19 protein-coding genes are annotated in these 21,092 nt (G+C 70.3%); 3 read left to right on the top strand and 16 right to left on the bottom strand.

Features of this window, described 5'->3' with window-relative positions:
• Positions 1–8: 8 nt before the first annotated feature.
• The gene (locus G6R20_RS05890) at positions 9–1,409 is read right to left on the bottom strand and encodes a replication-associated recombination protein A (protein WP_163376074.1); all 1,401 of its coding nucleotides are present in this window, start codon (positions 1,407–1,409) and stop codon (positions 9–11) included.
• Positions 1,410–1,538: 129 nt separating this feature from the next.
• Here G6R20_RS05890 and G6R20_RS05895 point away from each other — a divergent pair, with 129 nt between their 5' ends.
• Positions 1,539–2,843, top strand: coding sequence for an alkaline phosphatase family protein (locus tag G6R20_RS05895; protein ID WP_163375814.1), 1,305 nt, complete (start codon positions 1,539–1,541; stop codon positions 2,841–2,843).
• 28 nt (positions 2,844–2,871) lie between these two features.
• Here G6R20_RS05895 and aspS read toward each other — a convergent pair whose 3' ends face one another.
• Positions 2,872–4,671 (bottom strand): aspartate--tRNA ligase, encoded by a 1,800-nt coding sequence (gene aspS, locus G6R20_RS05900; RefSeq protein WP_163375815.1) that lies wholly within the window; start codon positions 4,669–4,671, stop codon positions 2,872–2,874.
• A 234-nt stretch (positions 4,672–4,905) separates the two neighbouring features.
• Here aspS and G6R20_RS05905 point away from each other — a divergent pair, with 234 nt between their 5' ends.
• Positions 4,906–5,823, top strand: coding sequence for a neutral zinc metallopeptidase (locus G6R20_RS05905; RefSeq protein WP_163375816.1), 918 nt, complete (start codon positions 4,906–4,908; stop codon positions 5,821–5,823).
• A 76-nt stretch (positions 5,824–5,899) separates the two neighbouring features.
• Here G6R20_RS05905 and hisS read toward each other — a convergent pair whose 3' ends face one another.
• Together hisS and G6R20_RS05915 are read right to left on the bottom strand one after the other, a co-directional pair.
• On the bottom strand, positions 5,900–7,180 hold the full coding sequence (gene hisS, locus G6R20_RS05910; protein ID WP_163375817.1) for a histidine--tRNA ligase: 1,281 nt from the start codon (positions 7,178–7,180) through the stop codon (positions 5,900–5,902).
• 46 nt (positions 7,181–7,226) lie between these two features.
• Positions 7,227–7,892 carry an MBL fold metallo-hydrolase gene (locus G6R20_RS05915; RefSeq protein WP_096905410.1) on the bottom strand — a complete coding sequence of 222 codons (666 nt, stop codon included), beginning with the start codon at positions 7,890–7,892 and terminating at the stop codon, positions 7,227–7,229.
• Between the two features lie 210 nt (positions 7,893–8,102).
• Between G6R20_RS05915 and G6R20_RS05920 the strand changes: the two genes are divergently transcribed.
• Entirely contained in the window at positions 8,103–9,026 is a 924-nt protein-coding gene (locus tag G6R20_RS05920) for a peptidylprolyl isomerase (RefSeq protein WP_163375818.1), read from the top strand.
• 114 nt (positions 9,027–9,140) lie between these two features.
• Here the strand turns inward: G6R20_RS05920 and G6R20_RS05925 are convergent, their stop codons facing one another.
• From G6R20_RS05925 to pdxS, 12 genes are all read right to left on the bottom strand, one after another.
• Positions 9,141–11,492, bottom strand: a complete 2,352-nt coding sequence (locus tag G6R20_RS05925) for a bifunctional (p)ppGpp synthetase/guanosine-3',5'-bis(diphosphate) 3'-pyrophosphohydrolase (protein WP_163376075.1) — start codon at positions 11,490–11,492, stop codon at positions 9,141–9,143.
• Positions 11,493–11,595: 103 nt separating this feature from the next.
• Entirely contained in the window at positions 11,596–12,153 is a 558-nt protein-coding gene (locus G6R20_RS05930; protein ID WP_163375819.1) for an adenine phosphoribosyltransferase, read from the bottom strand.
• A complete protein-coding gene (gene secF, locus G6R20_RS05935; protein ID WP_163375820.1) occupies positions 12,150–13,211 on the bottom strand; it encodes a protein translocase subunit SecF in 1,062 nt (353 codons plus the stop codon). The genes G6R20_RS05930 and secF overlap by 4 nt, the downstream gene beginning before the upstream one ends.
• Positions 13,208–14,836, bottom strand: coding sequence for a protein translocase subunit SecD (gene secD, locus G6R20_RS05940; RefSeq protein WP_119193233.1), 1,629 nt, complete (start codon positions 14,834–14,836; stop codon positions 13,208–13,210). The genes secF and secD overlap by 4 nt, the downstream gene beginning before the upstream one ends.
• Positions 14,837–14,980: 144 nt before the next feature.
• The gene (gene yajC, locus G6R20_RS05945) at positions 14,981–15,289 is read right to left on the bottom strand and encodes a preprotein translocase subunit YajC (RefSeq protein WP_119193232.1); all 309 of its coding nucleotides are present in this window, start codon (positions 15,287–15,289) and stop codon (positions 14,981–14,983) included.
• An 89-nt stretch (positions 15,290–15,378) separates the two neighbouring features.
• Positions 15,379–16,503 carry a Holliday junction branch migration DNA helicase RuvB gene (gene ruvB, locus G6R20_RS05950; RefSeq protein WP_096905403.1) on the bottom strand — a complete coding sequence of 375 codons (1,125 nt, stop codon included), beginning with the start codon at positions 16,501–16,503 and terminating at the stop codon, positions 15,379–15,381.
• Entirely contained in the window at positions 16,503–17,102 is a 600-nt protein-coding gene (ruvA, locus tag G6R20_RS05955; protein ID WP_119193231.1) for a Holliday junction branch migration protein RuvA, read from the bottom strand. Before ruvA ends, ruvB begins: the two co-directional genes overlap by 1 nt.
• The gene (locus G6R20_RS05960) at positions 17,099–17,758 is read right to left on the bottom strand and encodes a crossover junction endodeoxyribonuclease RuvC (protein WP_067717868.1); all 660 of its coding nucleotides are present in this window, start codon (positions 17,756–17,758) and stop codon (positions 17,099–17,101) included. Before G6R20_RS05960 ends, ruvA begins: the two co-directional genes overlap by 4 nt.
• Positions 17,759–17,819: 61 nt before the next feature.
• Complete coding sequence (locus tag G6R20_RS05965) at positions 17,820–18,572, bottom strand: YebC/PmpR family DNA-binding transcriptional regulator (protein ID WP_096905400.1); 753 nt, start codon at positions 18,570–18,572, stop codon at positions 17,820–17,822.
• Between the two features lie 81 nt (positions 18,573–18,653).
• Positions 18,654–19,268 (bottom strand): pyridoxal 5'-phosphate synthase glutaminase subunit PdxT, encoded by a 615-nt coding sequence (gene pdxT / locus G6R20_RS05970; protein WP_119193230.1) that lies wholly within the window; start codon positions 19,266–19,268, stop codon positions 18,654–18,656.
• Positions 19,265–20,137 (bottom strand): acyl-CoA thioesterase II, encoded by an 873-nt coding sequence (locus G6R20_RS05975; RefSeq protein ID WP_163375821.1) that lies wholly within the window; start codon positions 20,135–20,137, stop codon positions 19,265–19,267. Before G6R20_RS05975 ends, pdxT begins: the two co-directional genes overlap by 4 nt.
• Positions 20,138–20,144: 7 nt before the next feature.
• Positions 20,145–21,050 carry a pyridoxal 5'-phosphate synthase lyase subunit PdxS gene (pdxS, locus tag G6R20_RS05980; RefSeq protein WP_120283374.1) on the bottom strand — a complete coding sequence of 302 codons (906 nt, stop codon included), beginning with the start codon at positions 21,048–21,050 and terminating at the stop codon, positions 20,145–20,147.
• Positions 21,051–21,092: the final 42 nt, after the last annotated feature.

Consider the following 21,092-nt stretch of genomic DNA (forward strand, 5'->3'; position numbering starts at 1 on the left):
AGATCTGGCTACGTCTCTGTTCGTATGATCTTCCGGAGCTTGTCCACCCGCGCACCCAGGTCCCGCTCGTGCCCGTGGGGGCTCGGCTCGTAGTAGTCACGCCCCACCAGTTCGTCGGGCGGGTACTGCTGCGCCACGACCCCGGCGGGCGCGTTGTGGGCGTAGCGGTAGCCCACCCCGTTGCCGAGGCCCTTCGCCCCGGCGTGATGGCCGTCCCGCAGATGCTTGGGTACCTCGCCCACCCCGCCCGCGCGGACATCGGCCATCGCGGCGTCGATCGCGGCGATGACCGCCTTGGACTTGGGGGCCGTGGCGAGGTGGATGGTGGCCTGCGCCAGCGCCAACCTGCACTCCGGCAGTCCGACCTTCTGCACGATCTCGGCGGCGGCGCCGGCGGCCAACAGCGCGGTGGGGTCGGCCATCCCGATGTCCTCACTGGCGTGGACCATGAGGCGCCGGGCGATGAACCGCGGGTCCTCCCCCGCGACCAGCATCCGGGCGAGGTAGTGCAGCGCGGCGTCCACGTCGGACCCACGGATGGACTTGATGAACGCGCTCGTGACGTCGTAGTGCTGGTCCCCGTCGCGGTCATAGCGCACCGGCGCGGCGTCCAGGCTCAGCTCCACGATCTCCGGGGTCACCACCCCGTCCTCCGCTGCCCCCGCCGCCGCCTCGAGGATCGTGAGGCTGCGCCTCGCGTCGCCCCCCGACAGTCTGACGATGTCCTCGACCGCCTCGTCCGTCAGCTCGACCTCGCCGGCCAGGCCCCGCTCCTCGGCCACCGCGCGCCTCAGCACGCCGGCCACACCACTGTCGTCCAGCCCCCGGAGCTCCGCGATGAGGGATCGGCTCAGCAACGGGGCGATCACGGAGAAGTGGGGGTTCTCCGTGGTCGCGGCGACCAGGAGGACGATGCCGTTCTCCACCGCGGCGAGCAGGGCGTCCTGCTGACTCTTCGAGAACCGGTGCACCTCGTCGATGAACAGGACCGTGCGCTGACCGTGCACCTGGCGGGTGCGGGCGTCGTCGATGACCGCGCGGACGTCCTTGACCCCCGCACTCAACGCGGACAGCGCCACGAAGTGCCGACCCGAGGTACTCGCGACGAGGTTCGCGAGCGTCGTCTTCCCGGTACCCGGCGGACCGTAGAGGATCAGCGAGGAGCCGCCGCGCCCCTCCACCAGCCGCCGCAGCGGGGAGTTGGGCCGCAGCAGGTGCTCCTGGCCGATCACCTCGTCGAGAGTCCGTGGCCGCATACGCACGGCCAGCGGTGCGGACGGGTCCACGTCCCCCGCCGCGGGCGAGGGGGGCGCGTGTCCGCCCGCGTCCCCGGCGGCGAACAACCCGGCATCGTCTGTCACGCCGACCAGGCTACCGGCGGGCCCGGACTCCGACCCCCGGGTGAACATTCGGCGTCCGATCACCGAAAGTGTGGGCAGCCCTCGTCGTCGTCGGGTTCCCTGGTGGGCAGGTGTGCCACGTCCCCGGCGGGCACACCGCCCCGCCAGCCACCACCCGACCGTCAGGACCCCCGCCCCATGTGCCGCGACGACAATCCCACCCACGGACCCACACTCACCCGTCGTGAGGCGCTCGCCGGCGCCGGCATGGTCGCCGCCGCCGGCGCCATCGGGGTGACCCTGCTCGCCGAACCCGCCCCCGTGTGGGCGAACCCGGTGCACCCGGTGGCCGACGACCTCGACGTCTACGTGATCGTCACCGACGGCATGCGGCCCGACGAACTCAACCCGGCCCAGGCGCCCACTTTGCACCGATGGGCCACCGAGGGGACGCGGTTCACCGACGCCTCCTCCGTGATGATCGCCGAGACCCTGCCCAACCACGCCGCCATGGTCACCGGGGTGCTGCCCGCGCGCAACGGGGTGCCCGCGAACGCCATCTGGGACCACGCGATCGGGGACGAGAGGACCCTCGACCGGCCCGACGACCTGCGGGCGGCCACCGTGCTGGACCGCATCCGCACCGAGGCGGGTCTGACCACCGCGAGCGTGCTCAGCAAGGACTACCTACACGGCCTGTTCGGTGGCCGCGCGAGCGTGCAGTGGGCACCCTTCCCGCTGGTGCCGGTCACCGACCACTCGCTCGACTGGTTCACCGTCGAGGCCCTCAAGCAGACCATCACCGACCACGCCCCGCGGATGACGTTCGTCAACCTCGGGGACATGGACCGCTTCGGCCACATGGACCTGTCCGGCACCTCACTGCGACTGGCCCGCAACCAGGCGGTGTACAACTCGGACCACAAACTCTGGGACCTCGAGCAGTTCCTGCGGTCCACCGGCCGGTGGGAACGGTCGGTGCTCATCGTGCTGGCCGATCACGGCATGGACTGGTCGGAGCCGCTGCGCCTCATCAGTGCCGCCGGCGCGATCGACGCCGACCCCGCGCTGCGCGGGCGCGTCGGGATCGCACAGAACGGGGGCGCCGACACCTTCGCCCACCTCGGCCCCGCCGGAGAACGCGAGGCGACCCTGGCGCGCCTGCGTGCGGTGGTCGGCGCGCTCCCGGGCGTCAACCGCCTCTACGATCCGGCCGAACTCGACCTGGGCGAGCGCGGTGGCGACCTCGTGGCCACCTGTCATCCGGGATGGCGGTTCTCCGACCCCACCCCGTTCTCCAACCCCATCCCCGGCAACCACGGACACGAGGTCACGCTCGGCATCCCGTTCTTCATCGCCGGCGGGCACCGGATCGTCCGCCGGGGGCAGGTCGTCGACCGTCCCGTGCGCACCCTCGACGTGGCGCCGACGGTGGCCCGGCTGTTCGGACTCGACCATTCCGGGATGGACGGGCGCCCGGCGCTCGAGGCGTTCCACCTCTGAGACGCCCGGGGCCGCCCGCCTCGGGTACTTACCCGGCTGCGGCCCCGTCCTGGGCGGCCTGCCCGCGCTGGACCGGCTTGGCGTCGATGCCGGACTCCTTGCGCTGCTGGGTGGTGATCGGCGCGGGAGCGTCGGTGAGCGGGTCGACCCCGCCGCCGGACTTGGGGAAGGCGATGACATCGCGGATGGACTCGGTTCCGGCCAGCAGCGCACAGATGCGGTCCCAGCCGAAGGCGATGCCACCGTGCGGCGGGGCGCCGTAGGAGAAGGCGTCGAGCAGGAAGCCGAACTTCTCCTGCGCCTCCTCCTGCGAGATGCCCATGACGCCGAAGACCCGCTCCTGGACGTCCTTGCGGTGGATACGGATCGACCCGCCACCGATCTCGTTGCCGTTGCACACGATGTCGTAGGCGTAGGCCAGCGCCGATCCCGGATCGGTGTCGAACGTGTCGAGGTGCTCGGGCTTGGGCGAGGTGAACGCGTGGTGCACGGCGGTCCACGCACCCGAACCGACGGCCACATCGCCGGCGGCGGTGGCGTCGTCCGCGGGCTCGAACATCGGGGCATCGACGACCCAGGTGAACGCCCACCGGGTGGGGTCGATCAGTCCGAGCTTCTCGGCGATCTCACCGCGTGCCGCACCGAGGAGAGCGCGGGTGGACTTGACCGCTCCCGCGCCGAAGAAGATGCAGTCCCCCGGCTCCGCGCCGACGTGCGCGGCGATCCCGGCGCGCTCGGAGTCCGACAGGTTCTTGGCGACGGGGCCGCCCAGCTCGCCGTCCTCACCGACGAGGATGTAGGCCAGCCCCTTGGCGCCGCGCTGCTTGGCCCACTCCTGCCAGGCGTCGAGCTGGCGACGCGGCTGCGACGCCCCGCCCTTCATGACGACCGCGCCGACGTACGGCGCCTTGAACACCCGGAACGGGGTGTCGGCGAAGAACTCCGTGCACTCGACCAGTTGGATGTCGAACCGCAGGTCGGGCTTGTCCGAACCGTAGCGACGCATCGCCTCGTCGTAGGTCATCCGCGGGATGGGGGTCGAGATCTGATGCCCGGCGGTGGCCCACACCTCGGTGAGGATCTCCTCGGCCACGGCGATCACGTCGTCCTGGTCGACGAAGCTCATCTCCACGTCCAGCTGCGTGAACTCCGGCTGCCGGTCGGCGCGGAAGTCCTCGTCCCGGTAGCAGCGGGCGAGCTGGTAGTACTTCTCCATCCCGGCCACCATGAGCAGCTGCTTGAACAGCTGCGGAGACTGCGGGAGGGCGTAGAACGTCCCCGGCTGCAGGCGGGCGGGCACGAGGAAGTCGCGGGCCCCCTCGGGCGTCGAGCGGGTCAACGTGGGCGTCTCGATCTCCACGAAGTCGTGACGGGCCATGACGCCCCGCGCCGCGGCGTTCACTTCGGACCGCAGACGCAGCGCCGCCCCCGGGCCTTCACGCCGCAGGTCGAGGTAGCGGTGACGCAGGCGCGCCTCCTCGCCGACCTCGTCGTCGAGCTGGAACGGCAGGGCCGCGGCCTCGCCGAGCACCTCGAACGAGGTCACGTCGATCTCGACCTCGCCCGAGGCGAGGTTCGGGTTCTCCGACCCCTCCGGGCGGCGGTCCACCACACCGGTGACGGCCACGCAGTACTCGTTGCGGAGGCGGTGTGCGCGCTCGGCGACGTCCTCCGAGCGGAACACCACCTGGCAGACGCCGGTCGAGTCGCGGAGGTCGACGAAGATGACCCCGCCGTGATCCCGGCGGCGCGCGACCCAGCCGGCCAGGGTGATGGTCTCCCCTGCGTCGGCGGCTCGGAGCTGGCCGGCGGAATGGGTGCGCAGCACTGCGGTTGTCCTCTCGTCGGGAAAAAGTCGTGTGGTCGGCGAACTCCGGAACGGACCCACCGCGTCGTGAGCGGTCGGCCCCGGGTTCGGACGAGGCACAGTCTACGTCCCCCCTCGGCTGTTCCCCGTGTCGGCTGCGGCCGCGTCCCGGCGCCCCATACAGTGATCCCGGAGCATCGCGGTGGTGCGGCATGCCCGGGTGGACCGGCGGCCCCGCGGACGAGAGGCGGCGACATGACGTTCCGGCAGGGCGGGCGACTGGACACCAGCGGGGTCTCCGGCGGGGGACGCGGAGGCCGGGGGGGACGTCGGGGGATGGCGGTCGGCGGCGGTGTCGGAGGCCTCGTCGTCGTCGTCATCGCGCTGTTCCTGGGCGTGGACCCGGGCCAGCTCGGCCTGGACTCCAGCACCGGGGGCGGCCAGGGTCAGTCCACCGACTCGGCGAGGCGGTTCCAGACCCACATCGACCAGTGCGACCTGCAGCAGGCCAACACGGACACCATCTGCCGCATCGTCGCCACCACGGAGAGTCTGGAGGACGTCTGGACGGCCCAGTTGCCCGACCAGATCGGGATGCGCTGGGTCCAGCCCCACACCAACATCTTCACCGGCGCCATCGACACCGGATGTGGTGCGGCCTCCTCCGACATCGGGCCGTTCTACTGCCCGGCCGACGAGAACGTGTACATAGACCCCGCGTTCTTCGACCGGGTTCTCGTGGGCCAGCTCGGTGGCTCACCCTCCGGTGCGGCGCAGATGTACGTCGTCGCCCACGAGTTCGGCCACCACCTGCAGACCATGCTCGGTGACATCCGCCGGTCGCAGCAGGACCCGCAGGGCCCCTCCTCGGGTGCGGTCCGGGTCGAACTCCAGGCCGACTGCTACGCCGGGCTGTGGGCCCACTACGCCACCTCGACCCCGGCGCCCGACGGCGGCCCGCCGCTGCTGGAGAGCCTCACCGGGAGCGACGTGGACGCGATCATCCGGACCGCCGAGGCGATCGGCGACGACCACATCCAGCGCACCGGCGGCGCCCGTGTCGATCCGGGCTCGTGGACCCACGGGTCATCGGAGATGCGCCGACAGTGGTTCCTGACGGGCTACGAGCAGGGCTCGATGCAGGCCTGCGACACCTTCCGCGCACAGCTCTGAGGCGCACAGCTCTGAGGCGCCCGGCTCTGGCGCGTGGGCGGGGCCCCGGTCGGTCAGTGCGGCCGGACCGCCGGGGTCACCGGGCGACGGCCCTGCTGACGTGGTCGACGAGACCCTCCAGCGGCACCGGCTCCTGCTCGCCGGTGGCCATCGTCTTGACGACGGCCGTCGAGGTGGCCAGTTCGTTCTCCCCGACGACGACGGTGACCGCCGCTCCGGAGCGGTCCGCGGCCTTGAAGGCGCCTTTCATGCCGCGGTCCCCGTACGCCATGTCCGCGCGGAGCCCGCTGCGGCGGAACTCGGCGAGGACGGGCACCAGAGTCGCCTTGGCCTGCGCGCCGAGAGCCACCGCGTACACGTCGACGCGCCCCTCGGCCGCCGGGTCGATCCCCTCGGCCTGCAGTGCCAACACCGTCCGGTCCACGCCGATACCGAACCCGATGCCGGACAGTGCCTGGCCGCCGAGCTGTTCCATCAGGCCGTCGTAGCGGCCACCGCCACCGATCCCGGACTGGGCGCCGAGGCCGTCGTGCACGAACTCGAAGGTCGTCTTGGTGTAGTAGTCCAGGCCCCGCACCATGCGGGGATTGACCTCGTACGCGACGCCCAGCGCGTCCAGGTGCGCCCGAACGGTCGCGAAGTGCTCGGCGCTCGCGTCCGACAGGTGATCGATCATCAGAGGAGCGCCCTCGAGCTGGGCACGCACCTCGGGGCGCTTGTCGTCCAGGACACGCAGCGGATTGACCCGAGCGCGTTCCCGCGTCGCCTCGTCGAGGTCCAGCCCGGTGAGGAAATCCTGGAGCCGTTCCCGGTAGTCGGGGCGGCACGTCTCGTCCCCGAGTGAGGTGAGCTCGAGGCGGAACCCGGTGAGTCCGAGGGAGCGGAACGCCTCGTCCGCCACGGCGATCACCTCGGCGTCCAGGGCCGGGTCGTCGACGCCGATCGCCTCGATGCCCACCTGCTGGAGCTGGCGGTACCGGCCGGCCTGGGGGCGCTCGTACCGGAAGAAGGGCCCCGCGTAGCAGAGCTTGACCGGGAGCTGGCCCCGGTCCAGCCCGTGTTCGATGACCGCGCGCATGACCCCGGCCGTGCCCTCGGGGCGCAGGGTGACGCTCCGGCCGCCCCTGTCGGAGAACGTGTACATCTCCTTGGACACCACGTCCGTCGACTCCCCCACGCCGCGCGCGAACAACGCCGTGTCCTCGAAGATCGGCAACTCGATGTGCCCGTACCCGGCGCGACGGGCGGCGGTGGTGATGGCGTCCCGGACCGTCACGAACCCGGCGGAGGCCGGAGGCACGTAGTCGGGAACACCCTTGGGTGCCTTGAGTGCGGTCTTCTTGGCGTTGCCGGTCACTGGTGAGGCGTCCTTGGGTCTGGAGGGGCGGGTGGGGCTGGTGGGTCTAGAGGTCGCGCAGGAACGGATTCGACCGACGCTCACGACCGATGGTCGTGGACGGCCCGTGCCCGGGCAACACCACGGCGTCGTCGTCCAGGACGAGGAACTTCTTGGCGATGGACTGCATGAGCACCTCGGTGTCCCCCGCGGGCAGATCGGTGCGTCCCACACCGTCCTGGAACAGTACGTCGCCACCGAGCACGACCAGCCGGGGTCCGTCCTCGGTCTGCACGGTGATCCGGAACGAGACCGAGCCGGGGCTGTGACCCGGGACGTGGTCCACGTCGAAGGTCATCGAGCCGAGGGTGAGGGTGTCGCCGTCGAACACCTCGATGACCTCGGCCGGCTCCGTGAAGGTGACGCCCTTGAGCATCGCCGACAGGTCGAGCGAGAGCCCCTTGCCCGGGTCGGAGAGCATCTCGCGGTCCTCGGGGTGGATGTAGGCGGGGACCCCGTAGTGATCCGCCACCTGCCGCGCGTTCCAGATGTGGTCGAGGTGCCCGTGCGTGAGCAGCACCGCGCGGGGCCGGAGCCCGGCCTCGGAGATCTGACGACGGACCTGCTCTTCCGCGTCCTGCCCCGGGTCGACGACCACACAGTCGCCCGCGTCGTCCGCCACGATGTAGCAGTTGGTCTGGAACATCCCGGCGGGGAAACCGACGATCTGCACGTCCCGTACTCCCTTTCTCGACACTGTCGGCGCCGTTCGGCGCCCGGTGCCGGGCAACGGCGCCCGACACCGGAGTGGCGTTCGGCCGTCACTACCCGACCTGGTAGACAAGGACCCTGGGCTGGACCGCCGCGTGGGGCTCTTCACGGAGCCCCACCGTACGGGTCCGCCCGTGGAGTCCCAGCCTAGTCCAGGTCCCCAGGAGGGTCAGTGTCCACCAACCAGGAACGCCGAGCCGAGGCGCGCCAACGTCTGCGTGAGCAGATGGAGGCGCAGGCGCGCCGCGAGAAGCAGCTGAAGATCGCCGGTGCCTCGGTCGTGGTGGTGGTCCTCCTCGGCATCGTGGGCGTCGTGGTCTGGAACAAGGCGGAACAGTCCCGCGCCGAGCAGTACGCCGCCGACTGGGTGACCTGTGAGTACGCGCAGGACACCAGTCCCATGGAGAAGGTCGACCCGGCGGAGTTCGAGGACCAGGGGCCCGAGATCGTCGCCGAGGCGCGTCGCTTCAACGAACAGGTCGACGAGATCGAGGAGTCCAAGCGTGAGATGGACCCCCCCACCGGGGACCAGGCCAGGAGGGGCACGGCCGAGATCGTCGTGACCACCGGTAGCGGTGAGATCCCCCTGACCCTCGACCGTGAGGGCGCCCCCTGCAACGTCGCGAGCTTCGTCCACCTCGCCGAGCAGGAGTACTTCGACGACACCGAGTGCCATCGACTGACGCAGGGCGGTGAGGGTTCGCAGCTCTCCGTCCTGCAGTGTGGTGACCCGACGGGGACCGGGCTCTCGGGCCCCGGGTACTCGATCGTGGACGAGCCGCCCACCGACCTCCCCGTGGCCGAGGACGGTTCGGGGATGTCGGTCTACCCGCGCGGCACCGTCGCCATGGCCAAGTCACAGGCGCCGAACAGCGCCGGGAGTCAGTTCTTCCTCGTGTACGAGGACTCCATGCTGCCGCCCGAGTACTCCGTGATGGGCACGATCGGCGAGCCCGGTCTGGAGGTCCTCGACGAGATCGCCGATGCCGGGACCAAGAGCGACGACCAGAGCGATCCGGACTACGAGGCACCGCGCCGCCCAGTGGTCATCGAGAAGGTCACGGTCGGCGCCCAGGAGGGCCTGCCCGAGGCGTGAACCCGTAGCACCCGGCCGTGAGCACCGGCCCCGGCCTCCCGGCCGCGGCCGGCGTCGTCCCACCGGGTCCGCGACCGCTGGCCGCGGAGGGTCGGTCAGCCGCGGAGGCGTCGGTCAGTTCGAGGTCATCCGGTAGACGTCGAAGACGCCTTCGACCTTGCGGACCGCACCGAGGACGTGACCCAGGTGTTTGGGGTCGGCCATCTCGAAGGTGAACCGGGAGATCGCCACCCTGTCGTCGCCCGCGGTCTGCACCGAGGCGGACAGGATGTTGACCTTCTCGTCGGCCAGGACCTTGGTGATGTCGGAGAGCAGACGGTGGCGATCGAGTGCCTCCACCTGGATGGCGACGAGGAACACCGCGCCCGGCTGGGGCGCCCACTCGACCTTGACCAGTCGCTCCGGCTCCCGGTGCAGGTCGGAGGCGTTAGTGCAGTCGGTGCGGTGCACGCTGACCGAGCCGCCGCGCGTGATGAAGCCCAGGACCTGGTCCCCCGGCACCGGGGTGCAGCAACGGGCGAGCTTGGCGTGGACGTCCTCCACACCGCCCACGAGTACGCCGGCCCCGGAGGTGGTGGGGCGGGGCGGGGTCATGGTCTTGTCACGGGACCGGTCGGCGAGTTCCTCGGTGACCTCGTCCACGCCGCCGTGGGCGGCGATGAGGCGGCCGACCACGGTCTTGGCGGAGACGTGGTTCTCCCCGATCGCCGTGTAGAGAGCGGTGACGTCGGCGAATCCGAGCTCGCGGGACACCCCGGCGATCGACTCGTTGGAGAAGATGCGGTGTACGGGGACGCCGCCCCGGCGGACCTCACGGGTGATGAGGTCCTTGCCCCGCTCCAGGGCCTCCTCGCGGCGCTCCTTGGCGAACCACTGCCGGATCGAGCTCTTGGCACGGCCGGAGACCACGAACTTCTGCCAGTCCAGGCTGGGGCCGGCATTGAGGTCCTTGGAGGTGAAGACCTCCACCACCTCGCCGTTCTCGAGCGGGCGCTCGAGGGCGACGAGTTTGCCGTTGACCCGCGCCCCGATGCAGCGGTGGCCGACCTCGGTGTGGACCGCGTAGGCGAAGTCCACGGGTGTGGCACCGACCGGAAGGTTGATGACGTCTCCCTTGGGGGTGAAGACGAAGATCTCCTTGCTGGTCATCTCGAAACGCAGGGAATCCAGGAACTCGCCGGGATCGGCGGCCTCGCGCTGCCAGCTGAGCAGTTGCCGCATCCACGCCATCTCGTCGACCTCGGCGGGGTCGCCGTTGTGCTTGCCGCGGGTCTCCTTGTAGCGCCAGTGCGCCGCGATGCCGTACTCCGCGTTGCGGTGCATCTCGTGGGTGCGGATCTGGATCTCGAGGGGTTTGCCGTCGGGTCCGATCACGGTGGTGTGCAACGACCGGTACACGCCGAATCGGGGCTGGGCGATGTAGTCCTTGAACCTCCCCGGCATCGGCTTCCACGTCGAGTGGACCACCCCGATCGCGGCGTAGCAGTCGCGCACGTCCTCGCACAGGACGCGGATGCCCACGAGGTCGTGGATCTCGTCGAACTCCCGACCGCGCACGATCATCTTCTGGTAGATCGACCAGTAGTGCTTGGGTCGGCCCTCGACCCGCGCCTGGATGTGCGCTTTCTCGAGGTCCGCCCTGACCCGGTTGGTCACCGTTTGCAGGTAGACGTCGCGGCTGGGGGCCCGGTCGGCCACGAGCCGCACGATCTCCTGGTACTTCTTCGGCTCGAGGATTGCGAAGGCGAGGTCCTCGAGTTCCCACTTGATGGTCGCCATCCCGAGCCGGTGCGCGAGTGGGGCGATCACCTCGAGGGTCTCCCGCGCCTTTTTGACCTGCTTCTCGGGCGGCAGGAACCGCATCGTCCGCATGTTGTGCAGGCGGTCGGCCACCTTGATCACCAGGACGCGGGGATCGTGTGCCATGGCGATGATCATCTTGCGGATGGTCTCCGCTTCGGCGGCCTCACCGAACTCGACCTTGTCCAGCTTGGTGACACCGTCCACGAGGTGGGCGACCTCGCCGCCGAAATCGGCCTCCAGCCGGGCGAGCGAGTAGTCGGTGTCCTCCACGGTGTCGTGCAGCAGCGCCGCGACGAGGGTGGTGGTGTCCATGCCCATCTCGGCGCAGATGGTCGCCACGGCGAGCGGGTGGGTGATGTAGGGGTCGCCGGACTTGCGGTAGACGCCCTCGTGTTGCTTCTCGGCGAGGGTGTACGCGCGGGCCAGCAGACCCACGTCGGCCTTGGGGTGGTGGATGCGGTGGACGCGTACCAGCGGCTCGAGAACCGCCGGCGCGGAGGTCACGGTCAGCCCGGAGGTGAGGCGGCGAGCCCACCGCGCGCGCACCCGTCGGCCGGCGGACGGTCGATTGCCCGGGATCACCGGGAGCGGCTGGGTCGAGGGCTGGGGTGACGAGAGTTGGGGTGACGAGGGTTGGGGTGACGAGGGTTGCTGCTGATCCATCTGTCCGGGTCGCGCGCCCCCGTCCGGCTGCCCGGCGGGGTCCTGCCGTTGCGTCATCTCCGGCTCCTCCCTCCAGTTCCGGGCCGTCAGGAACGGCCGGCGGTCACGCGACCGTGAGGCAGGTCAGCGGTGTGGCGGCCAGTCTATCCCGCCCCCCGAGGCCGGGGACCTCGAGCACCACGGACAGCCCCACGACGATCGCTCCGCAGTCCTCGAGTAGACCGACCGCTGCGGTGAGCGTCCCCCCTGTGGCGAGGACGTCGTCGACGACGAGGACGCGCTTCCCGCTGAGGTCGAGCCCGTCCGCGGGGAGTTCCAACGTGGCGGCGCCGTACTCGAGCTCGTAGGAACGCGAGTGCACCGGGGGCGGGAGCTTGCCGGCTTTGCGGATCGCGAGGATGCCGGTGTGCAGGCGCACGGCCGCTGCGCCGGCCAGCAGGAACCCGCGGGCGTCGAGTCCGGCGACGTAGTCCACGCTGCCGATCTCGTGTCCGGCGATGAGCCCGGCCACGACGGCGTCGAAGCCGTCGGCGTCAGCGAGGACCGGGGTGAGGTCACAGAACTGGACCCCCGCGGACGGGAAGTCCTCGACGCGACGCATCAGCCGCTCCACGGCAGAGCTGATCGCCGGTGAGACGGGGGTGAGGGCAGGTTCGGTCATGCGGCGGCCTCGGCCTTCTCGCGTCGGGCCAGGACCTTGGCGGTCTGGCGGCGGATCTCTGGATCGCGGTTCTTGAGGGACACCAGCAGGGGTGTCGCGAGGAAGACGGAGGAGAAGGTGCCGGTGATGATGCCGACCATCTGCACGAGCGCCAGGTCCATCAGGGTGCCCACACCGAGAATCCACACGGCGATCACGACCAGCGCCAGCAAGGGCAGCACGCCGATGATCGTGGTGTGGATCGAGCGCATGAGGGTCTGGTTGACACCCAGGTTCGCCTCTTCGGCGTAGGTGCGGCTCGCGGTGTGTCTGATGCCCCGGGTGTTCTCCTCGACCTTGTCGAACACGATCACCGTGTCGTACAGGGAGAAACCGAGAATGGTCAGGAGTCCGATCACGGTGGCGGGGGTGACCTCGAAGCCGACGAGCGAGTAGACGCCGGCGGTGGTCAGCACGTCGAACAGCAGGGCGACGATCGCTGCGGTGGCCATCCGCCATTCGAAGCGGAAGGCGATGTAGCCGAAGACGATGACGAGGAAGACGCCGAGGGCGATCAGTGCGTTCTCGGTGACCTGACCTCCCCAGCTCTCCGAGCGCGCGGAGTCGCCGATAGCCTCCACCGAGGCGTCTCCGTCGGCCGTGACCGGCTGGAACTCCTCGTAGAGCGCGTTTTTGGCCGCGCGGATCTCATCACTGGTGAGGAACCGCGTCTCCACCTCGACGATGCGGGCGTCCCCGGCTCGGACGATCTGGACCGTCTGGGGTTCCTCGCCCACGGACTCCTCGACCACCGCGGCCACGCGGCTCTTGTCGTGGTCGGCTGCGGGCATGGTGAGCTTGGTGCCACCGGTGAAGTCGATACCGAAGCTGAAGCCACGGAAGATGATGCTCGCCAGGCAGATCGACACGATCACGGTGGTGAGGACGTAGAACCTCCGGCGGTTCGGGACGATGCCGAACGCCCCGGTCCCCGTGTAGAGCCGCGTGAACAGACTGTCGGACCGGCCGGCGGGGGTGGCGGCGCCGCTCCCGGGCTCGGAGGTCGTGGGAGTGCTCATCGGCCCTCCTCCTCATCGGTGGCGGGACGCTCGGTGCGCGGCTCGGTGATGGTGTCGCCGCCCGGGCCGCGGATGGTCGCGGTGACCCCGCGGCCCTGGCCCTGCTCGAGATCGCTCTCGGTCTTCCGGTCGATGCGGCGCTGTTCCGCCGCGGCTGCCTGGAGGTTCTCCATCCGTCCCATCCCGTTCGCCCAGGTCTTGGCGAAGGTGGGTTTGGTGGAGGCGAGGTAGACGAGCGGCCAGGTCACGGTGAACGCGACGAAGACGTCCATGATAGTCGTGAGGCCCAGGGTGAACGCGAATCCGCGCACCTCGCCGCTGGCCAGCAGGTAGAGCACGAGCGCTCCGATGAGGCTGACCATGTTGCCGGTGACGATGGTGCGGCTGGCGCTCTTCCAGGCCCGTGGCACCGCGGATCTGAACCGGTGGCCGTCCCGCAGTTCGTCCTTGATGCGCTCGAAGAACACGACGTAGGAATCGGCGGTCATGCCGATACCGATGACGAGGCCCGCGATGCCCGCGAGGTCGAGGCTGTAGTCGACGGTGTATCCGAGGAACACCAACAGGATGTAGGTGAGCAGGAACGACAGGGCCAGCGAGACGAAGGCCAACACACCGAGCAGGCGGTAGAAGAAGGCCGAGTACGCCAGTACCAGCAGGAATCCGATGGCGCCCGCGAGCAGGCCCGCCTCGAGCGAGGCCAGACCGAGGGACGCCGGGACGTTGTCGACGTTGGGGTCCTCGAAGGAGATGGGTAGGGCACCGTAGCGCAGGTTCGCGGCGAGAGAGGCCGCCTCGTCCGTGCTGAAGTCACCGGTGATGGAGGTCGCCGAACCGACCGGCGTGACGCCCTGGACGACGGGCGCGCTGATGACCTCGCCGTCGAGGAGGATGGCGATCTGCCGCTGGAGGTTCTCCTGGGTCAAGCGGGACCAGGTGGCGCTTCCCTGCTCACCGGGTCCGGCGTTGAACCGGAAGGAGACCTCGTTCTTGGCGGCCTGCTGGTTGAACCCGGAACTGACGGAGTCCTTGACGATCTGTTGCCCGTCGAGTCGCTTCCCGTCCTCCGGTTCCCCGATGAGCAACGGGACCGGGCCGAGGACGTACTTGGCGCCCTCACCGCAGGCGATGAGGGCCTGGGACGGGTCATCGAAGCCGGCCAGGACATCGCGCTCCGGGCAGCGGAAGGTCGCGAGGGTCTCGGTGAGCTCCTGCGGGTCGCCCTGGCGGAGCTCGCGGGCCTCCTCGACCTCCCTGGCGACGGCGTCGCGGTCCCCCTTGGCGGCGGGCACGGGCTCGACGTCGCCCTCGGCGACGGGCTGGACCTGCAGCACGGGACGGATCGTTAATTGCGAGGTGGTGCCGAGGTCACGGGCCTGGCTGGAGTCCTCACCGGGGACCGTGAGGACGATGTTGCTGCCCTCGATGACGACCGAGGTCCCGGCGACGCCGAGCCCGTCGACCCGGTCGCGGATGATGTCCTGGGCCAGTCGCAGGTCCGCCTCGTCGGGGTCCCCCTTGGGGATCAGCGTGACGCGGGTACCGCCCTGCAGATCGATGCCCAGCTTGGGCGTCAGGCCGCGCTCGGCGACGGCGAAGGCGCCGAGGAAGATGATGAACAGCACCAGGAAGAACGCGGACAGCAGCGCCCACGGTCTGGGGCGGGCGTCGGCGCCTCGAGGACGAGCTGGTGACACAGGTGATCTCTCTCGGTCTTCGTCTGGGGCCTCCGGCTGGAGGGCCCCATTACACTACTCGCCGGTCGTGGCCTACCGGGAATCCGCGGCACCGGTGCCGGTGTCGGCTCCGGGGGTCGTACCGGCGTCGATCTTCTCGCGGATGACGCGTCGGTCCCACTGGGTGTGGACGCCCTCGGCGATCTCCAGTTCCACGGTCTCGTCGCCCACGGAGACGATGGTCGCGCGCAGGCCCGAGGTGGTGAGCACGCGATCGCCCGCCGTCAGTGAGGCCTGCATCTCCCGCATGTCCTTCATCGCCCTGCGTTGTCTCGTGCTCTGCAGGACCATCAGCACGATCAGCACGACGATCATCAACGGCAGCAGCAGTTCCAGTCCCATTCGGGTCCTCCTGACATGGACCCGCCGGTTCCGGGTCGCTGGCGGGTCCGGGCTACGGACGGTCTCGTCCGAGGATGCCAGCCCGGGGCTCAGCCGCGCGCGCCGGGGCCCCGGTCGACCTCGACCGGCAACATCGGGTCCCCGGCCGCCCTGTCGGGCCCTGGCCGGGTGAGGCCCAGGTGCTCCCACGCCGCGGCGGTCGCGATGCGCCCGCGGGGGGTGCGTGCGAGCAGACCCGCCCGGACGAGGAAGGGTTCGCACACCTCCTCGAGGGTGGTGGACTCCTCCCCCACCGCCACGGCCAGAGTGCTCAGCCCCACCGGGCCCCCCTCGTGCTGGACGAGGAGCGCCCTGAGGACCGCGCGGTCGAGACGGTCGAGACCCAGCTCGTCCACCTCGTACACCTCGAGGGCGGCCCTGGCGACGGGCACGGTGATGCGACCGTCGGCCCGGACCTCGGCGAAGTCGCGGACCCGTCGCAGGAGCCGGTTGGCGATCCGGGGTGTGCCCCGCGACCGGCCGGCGATCTCCAGCGCGGCATCGGGCTCCACGGGAATGGCGAGGATGTCCGCCGCGCGGGTGACGATCCTGGCGAGGTCGGTGTCCGTGTAGAAGTCCATGTGCGCGGTGAACCCGAACCTGTCGCGCAGCGGACCGGTCAGCGCTCCGGATCGCGTGGTGGCACCGACCAGGGTGAACGGGGCGATCTCCAGCGGGATCGAGGTGGCCCCGGGCCCCTTGCCCACCATGATGTCGATCCGGAAGTCCTCCATCGCGAGATAGAGCATCTCCTCGGCCGGGCGCGCGATGCGGTGGATCTCGTCGATGAACAGCACGTCGCCCTCGATGAGATTGGACAGCATCGCGGCGAGGTCGCCGGGTCGTTCGAGGGCGGGACCGGAGGTGATCCGTAGTGAGCCGCCGAGTTCCGCCGCGACGATCATCGCGAGACTCGTCTTGCCCAGCCCGGGCGGCCCGGAGAAGAGCAGGTGGTCGGGCACGACCCCGCGGCGGGTGGCGGCGGTGAGGACCAGGTCCAGTTGCTCCCGGACCGTCTCCTGACCGATGAACTCGCCCAGGCTGCGGGGTCGGAGGGCACCCTCGACGTCGGTGTCGAACGGGGTCGCGGACGCGGACAGCTCGCCCTCGTGGCCCGCCCCGTCGTCGACGTCGGGGGAACGCCCGTCGCCGGGCGCGTCGAACGGTCCCGCCATCAGCGCCTACCAAGTGACTTGAGGGCCAGTCGCAGGGCCTGCGCCGGGTCGAGGTCCGGCTCGGCCGCGAGCACCGCGGTGGCGGTCTTCTCGGCCTCCGCGGAGGAGAAGCCCAGGCCCTCGAGTGCCTCTGCGACCTCGGTCGCGGCCGACCCGCCTGTCGCGCCGCCCTGGATCCCCACGGAGCCACCGTCGGACACGGGACCGACCTTGTCCTTGAGTTCCAGCACCATGCGTTCGGCCGTGCGCTTGCCCACGCCGGGGACGCGGGTCAACGCCCTGACGTCCCCGGTTCCGAGGGCCCGGACGAGAACCTCCGGCTCGAGGGTCGCGACGATCGCCAGGGCCAGTCGTGGTCCGACGCCGGAGACGGTCTGCACGGTGAGGAACAACTGACGCGCGTCCACCGAGTCGAATCCGTACAGGGTGAGCGAGTCCTCGCGCACCACCAGCTCCGTGTGGAGCATCCCCTCCGCGCCGCGCCGGAGACCGGCGAGCGCCGCGGGGGTCGCGTGAACGAGCACCCCGACTCCCCCGGTCTCCACCACGCAGCGGTCCAGGCCGATCTCGGCCACGGTCCCCCGGATCGAGGCGATCACCAGCGCACTCCCTTCGTCCGCGCCATGCCCCGGGCCGCGGCCCGGGCGCGCTCCTGATCGGCGGCCGCGCTGCGACCACCGTGTGCGTTCGACGTGGCGGCGTCCCGTGCCGCCGCCACCTTCGACTCGAACCCGGCCCGGGACCGCGCGACATGGCCGTCCAGCGCGGCGACCCGGCCCTGCATGGGCGCCCGCCAGCTGTGGCACACGGCGAGCGCGAGGGCGTCGGCCGCGTCCGCCGGGCTGGGGGGCTTCTGCAGGCCGAGGATCCGGGTGATCATCAGGGTCATCTGCTTCTTGTCCGCGCGCCCGCTGCCGGTGATGGCCGCCTTGACCTCGGAGGGCGTGTGGAAGGCCACCGGGATGTCGCGGTAGGCGGCGGCCAGTGCCACGACGCCGGCGGCCTGGGCAGTGCCCATGGCGGTGGAGACCTGGTTCTGGGCGAAGACCCGCTCGATGGCGACCACGTCCGGGCGGTGGATCTCCATCCACTCGTCCGCAACGGCGTGGACCGCCCGCAGGCGCCTCTCGAGTGGTTCCTGGGCGGTCGTCCGCACCACGTCCACGTCCAACGCCGTGACGGCCCGACCCGGCTCGGTCTCGATCAGCGCGAGCCCGCACCGGGTCAGTCCCGGGTCCACACCCATCACGCGCATAGCGACCTTTCGCCGACCAGTGGTAGAACCTACGTTCGAGACCCTACCAGTGGGCCGCCCGTCAGGCGTTGAGCGCCGCCAGCACGTCGTCCGGCACGTCGAGGTTCGAGTAGACGTTCTGGACGTCGTCGGAGTCCTCGAGCGCGTCGATGAGCTTGAAGACCTTTGCGGCGCCGTCGGCGTCGACGGTCACCTCGACCGAGGCGCGGAACCCGGACTCGGCCGAGTCGTAGTCGATGCCGGCCTCCTGGAGCGCGGTGCGCACCCGGACGAGGTCGGTGGGTTCGCAGACCACCTCGAACTGCTCGCCGAGGTCGTTGACCTCCTCGGCCCCGGCCTCGAGTACGGCCATGAGGACGTCGTCCTCCTCGAGCTCACCCTTGTCCAGCACGATCTCGCCCTTGCGGGTGAACAGGTAGGCCACCGAACCGGGGTCGGCGAGGTTGCCGCCGTTGCGGGTCATCGCCGTGCGCACCTCGCCCGCGGCGCGGTTGCGGTTGTCGGTCAGACACTCGATGAGCAGGGCCACGCCGTTCGGGCCGTACCCCTCGTACATGATGGTCTCCCACTCGGCGCCGCCCGCCTCCTCGCCGGCGCCACGTCTGCGCGCCCGCTCGACGTTGTCGCCCGGGACAGAGTTCTTCTTGGCCTTCTGGATGGCGTCGTAGAGCGTGGGGTTGCCGGCTGGGTCACCGCCGCCCGTACGGGCCGCCACCTCGATGTTCTTGACGAGCTTGGCGAAGAGTTTGCCGCGCTTGGCGTCGATCGCGGCCTTCTTGTGCTTGGTGGTGGCCCACTTGGAATGGCCTGACATGGGATGTTCCGCCCTCCGGGGGTGTCAGTCCGGGCCGACCTCGGTTGGCGGCCCGGTGCGATGTGTCGCTGACTGGCCAGTCTACGAGGTCGACTGCCGCACCATGTCGACGAAGTACCGGTGAACGCGCACATCGTCGGTCACCTCGGGGTGGAAGGAGGTCGCCAGGGCGTTGCCCTGGCGCACCGCGACCACGTGATCGTGGCCGTCGGAGGCGCGGACGCGGGCGAGTACCTCCACGGCGGGGCCGACCGTCTCGACCCAGGGTGCGCGGATGAACACGGTCCGGACCGGGTCGGCGCCGAGGGCGTCGACGACGAGGTCGGCCTCGAACGAGTCGACCTGCCGTCCGAAGGCGTTCCGTCGCACGGTCATGTCGATCGCGGAGAACCAGGTGGCGTCGGCCCGGGTGTCAAGGACGACCGACGCCAGCAGGATCATGCCCGCGCAGGAGCCGTAGACCGGCATGCCGCCGGAGATCCTCTCGGCCACCGGTTCGTACATCTCGTAGACGTCCAACAGCCGACTCATCGCGGTGGACTCCCCGCCGGGCAGGATGAGTCCGTCCACGCCGTCGAGCTCGGAGCGCCGGCGGACGGCCACGGCCCGCGCGCCGACGGACTCGAGGTGGCGGACGTGTTCGGCGACATCGCCCTGGAGGGCGAGGACACCGACGGTCGGGGCGTCCGTGCTCACTTCTTGGACGGGTCGTCGGTGGTGCTCACCGGGAACGACTGGGCTCCCGGTCGCAGGCGCCGGGACAGTCCCTCCTGAGTGACGGCGGCGACGAGCCTGCCGGAGCGGTCGAAGATCCGCCCCTGGGTGAGGGCGCGCCCCCCGAACGCCGACGGCGAGGTCTGGTCGTACAGCAACCAGTCATCGGCCCGGAAGGGGCGCATGAACCACATGGCGTGGTCGAGCGAGGCGTCCTGGGTGGGCTCGTCGGGGTGCGGGACCTTGGCCGAGCCCAACAACGTCATGTCCGACATGTACGCGAGTGTGCACACGTGGAAATTGGGGTCGTCCGGCAGCGTGTCGACGCTGCGGAACCACACCCGCTGCTGCGAGGCCAGCACCGAACTCGTCTCCAGGCGGTCCCGGGGGACGATCCGGATGTCCCACTGGGCCCATTCCTCCACGAAGACGCGGTGGGCCTCGTCGAGGTCCTCGATTCTCGGGACGTCGATCTCCTCGGGCCCCACGACCCGGGGCATCGAGTCCTGGTGCTCGATGCCCTCCTGGTCGACCAGGTGGAAGGAGGCCGACATGGAGAAGATCGGCTCCCCCTCCTGGATGGCGGTGACACGGCGGGTGGCGAAGCTGCGACCGTCCCGGAGGCGGTCGACCTGGAAGACGGTCGGCACGTCGGGGATGCCCGGCCGGATGAAGTACCCATGCAGGGAGTGGACGTGCTTGTCGGAGTCCACGGTCCGGACCGCGGCGACGAGGGTCTGACCGGCGACCTGGCCGCCGAAGGTCCGCTGCAGGTGCGTGCGGATGGCCGGTCCCCGGTAGAGGTCGCGGTCTATCCGCTCGATCTCGAGGATGTCCTCGATCTTCGCCACCGGCGGGTCACCAGCCCCGCTCGGCGAGCCGGTGGGGCTCGGGGATGTCGTCGACGTTGATGCCGACCATGGCCTCGCCGAGGCCGCGGGAGATGGTCGCGAGCATCTCCGGATCGTCGTGGAAGGTCGTCGCCTTGACGATCGCCTTGGCCCGCTCGGAGGGGTTGCCGGACTTGAAGATGCCGGAACCGACGAACACACCCTCGGCACCGAGCTGCATCATCATCGCGGCGTCGGCCGGGGTGGCGATGCCGCCCGCGGTGAACAGGACCACGGGGAGCTTGCCGGTCTCGGCGACCTCCTTGACCAGCTCGTACGGCGCCTGCAGCTCCTTGGCGGCCACGTACAGCTCGTCGGACGGCAGGCTCTGGAGCTTGCGGATCTGCTGCCGGATCTGGCGCATGTGGGTGGTGGCGTTGGAGACGTCACCGGTGCCGGCCTCGCCCTTGGAGCGGATCATCGCCGCGCCCTCGGTGATGCGGCGCAGGGCCTCGCCGAGGTTGGTGGCGCCACAGACGAACGGCACGGTGAAGCCGAACTTGTCGATGTGGTTGGCGTAGTCGGCCGGGGTGAGGACCTCGGACTCGTCGACGTAGTCCACGCCGAGGGCCTGGAGGATCTGCGCCTCGACGAAGTGCCCGATGCGGGCCTTGGCCATCACGGGGATGGAGACGGCCTCGATGATGCCGTCGATGAGGTCGGGGTCGCTCATGCGGGCGACGCCGCCCTGGGCCCGGATGTCGGCGGGGACGCGCTCGAGGGCCATCACGGCCACGGCGCCGGCGTCCTCGGCGATCTTCGCCTGCTCGGCGGTGACGACGTCCATGATGACGCCGCCCTTGAGCATCTCCGCCATACCTCGCTTGACGCGTGCGGTTCCGGTGGTGTTCTCGCTGGACTGCGGGTCGCTCACGAAATAGGCCTTTCCTGGCTCAGACGACGTGTGACAGGGGTC

It is taken from the genome of Dietzia sp. Alg238-R159 (assembly GCF_900537145.1).
Lineage (GTDB): Bacteria > Actinomycetota > Actinomycetes > Mycobacteriales > Mycobacteriaceae > Dietzia > Dietzia kunjamensis.

Bases quoted from the DNA above. Each gene is read 5' to 3' on its own strand.
- G6R20_RS05890 (WP_163376074.1), bottom strand. From the start codon at position 1,409: ATGTTCACCCGGGGGTCGGAGTCCGGGCCCGCCGGTAGCCTGGTCGGC.
- G6R20_RS05895 (WP_163375814.1), top strand. From the start codon at position 1,539: ATGTGCCGCGACGACAATCCCACCCACGGACCCACACTCACCCGTCGT.
- G6R20_RS05905 (WP_163375816.1), top strand. From the start codon at position 4,906: ATGACGTTCCGGCAGGGCGGGCGACTGGACACCAGCGGGGTCTCCGGC.
- G6R20_RS05925 (WP_163376075.1), bottom strand. From the start codon at position 11,492: ATGGATCAGCAGCAACCCTCGTCACCCCAACCCTCGTCACCCCAACTC.
- G6R20_RS05930 (WP_163375819.1), bottom strand. From the start codon at position 12,153: ATGACCGAACCTGCCCTCACCCCCGTCTCACCGGCGATCAGCTCTGCC.
- secF (WP_163375820.1), bottom strand. From the start codon at position 13,211: ATGAGCACTCCCACGACCTCCGAGCCCGGGAGCGGCGCCGCCACCCCC.
- yajC (WP_119193232.1), bottom strand. From the start codon at position 15,289: ATGGGACTGGAACTGCTGCTGCCGTTGATGATCGTCGTGCTGATCGTG.
- ruvB (WP_096905403.1), bottom strand. From the start codon at position 16,503: ATGGCGGGACCGTTCGACGCGCCCGGCGACGGGCGTTCCCCCGACGTC.
- G6R20_RS05960 (WP_067717868.1), bottom strand. From the start codon at position 17,758: ATGCGCGTGATGGGTGTGGACCCGGGACTGACCCGGTGCGGGCTCGCG.
- G6R20_RS05965 (WP_096905400.1), bottom strand. From the start codon at position 18,572: ATGTCAGGCCATTCCAAGTGGGCCACCACCAAGCACAAGAAGGCCGCG.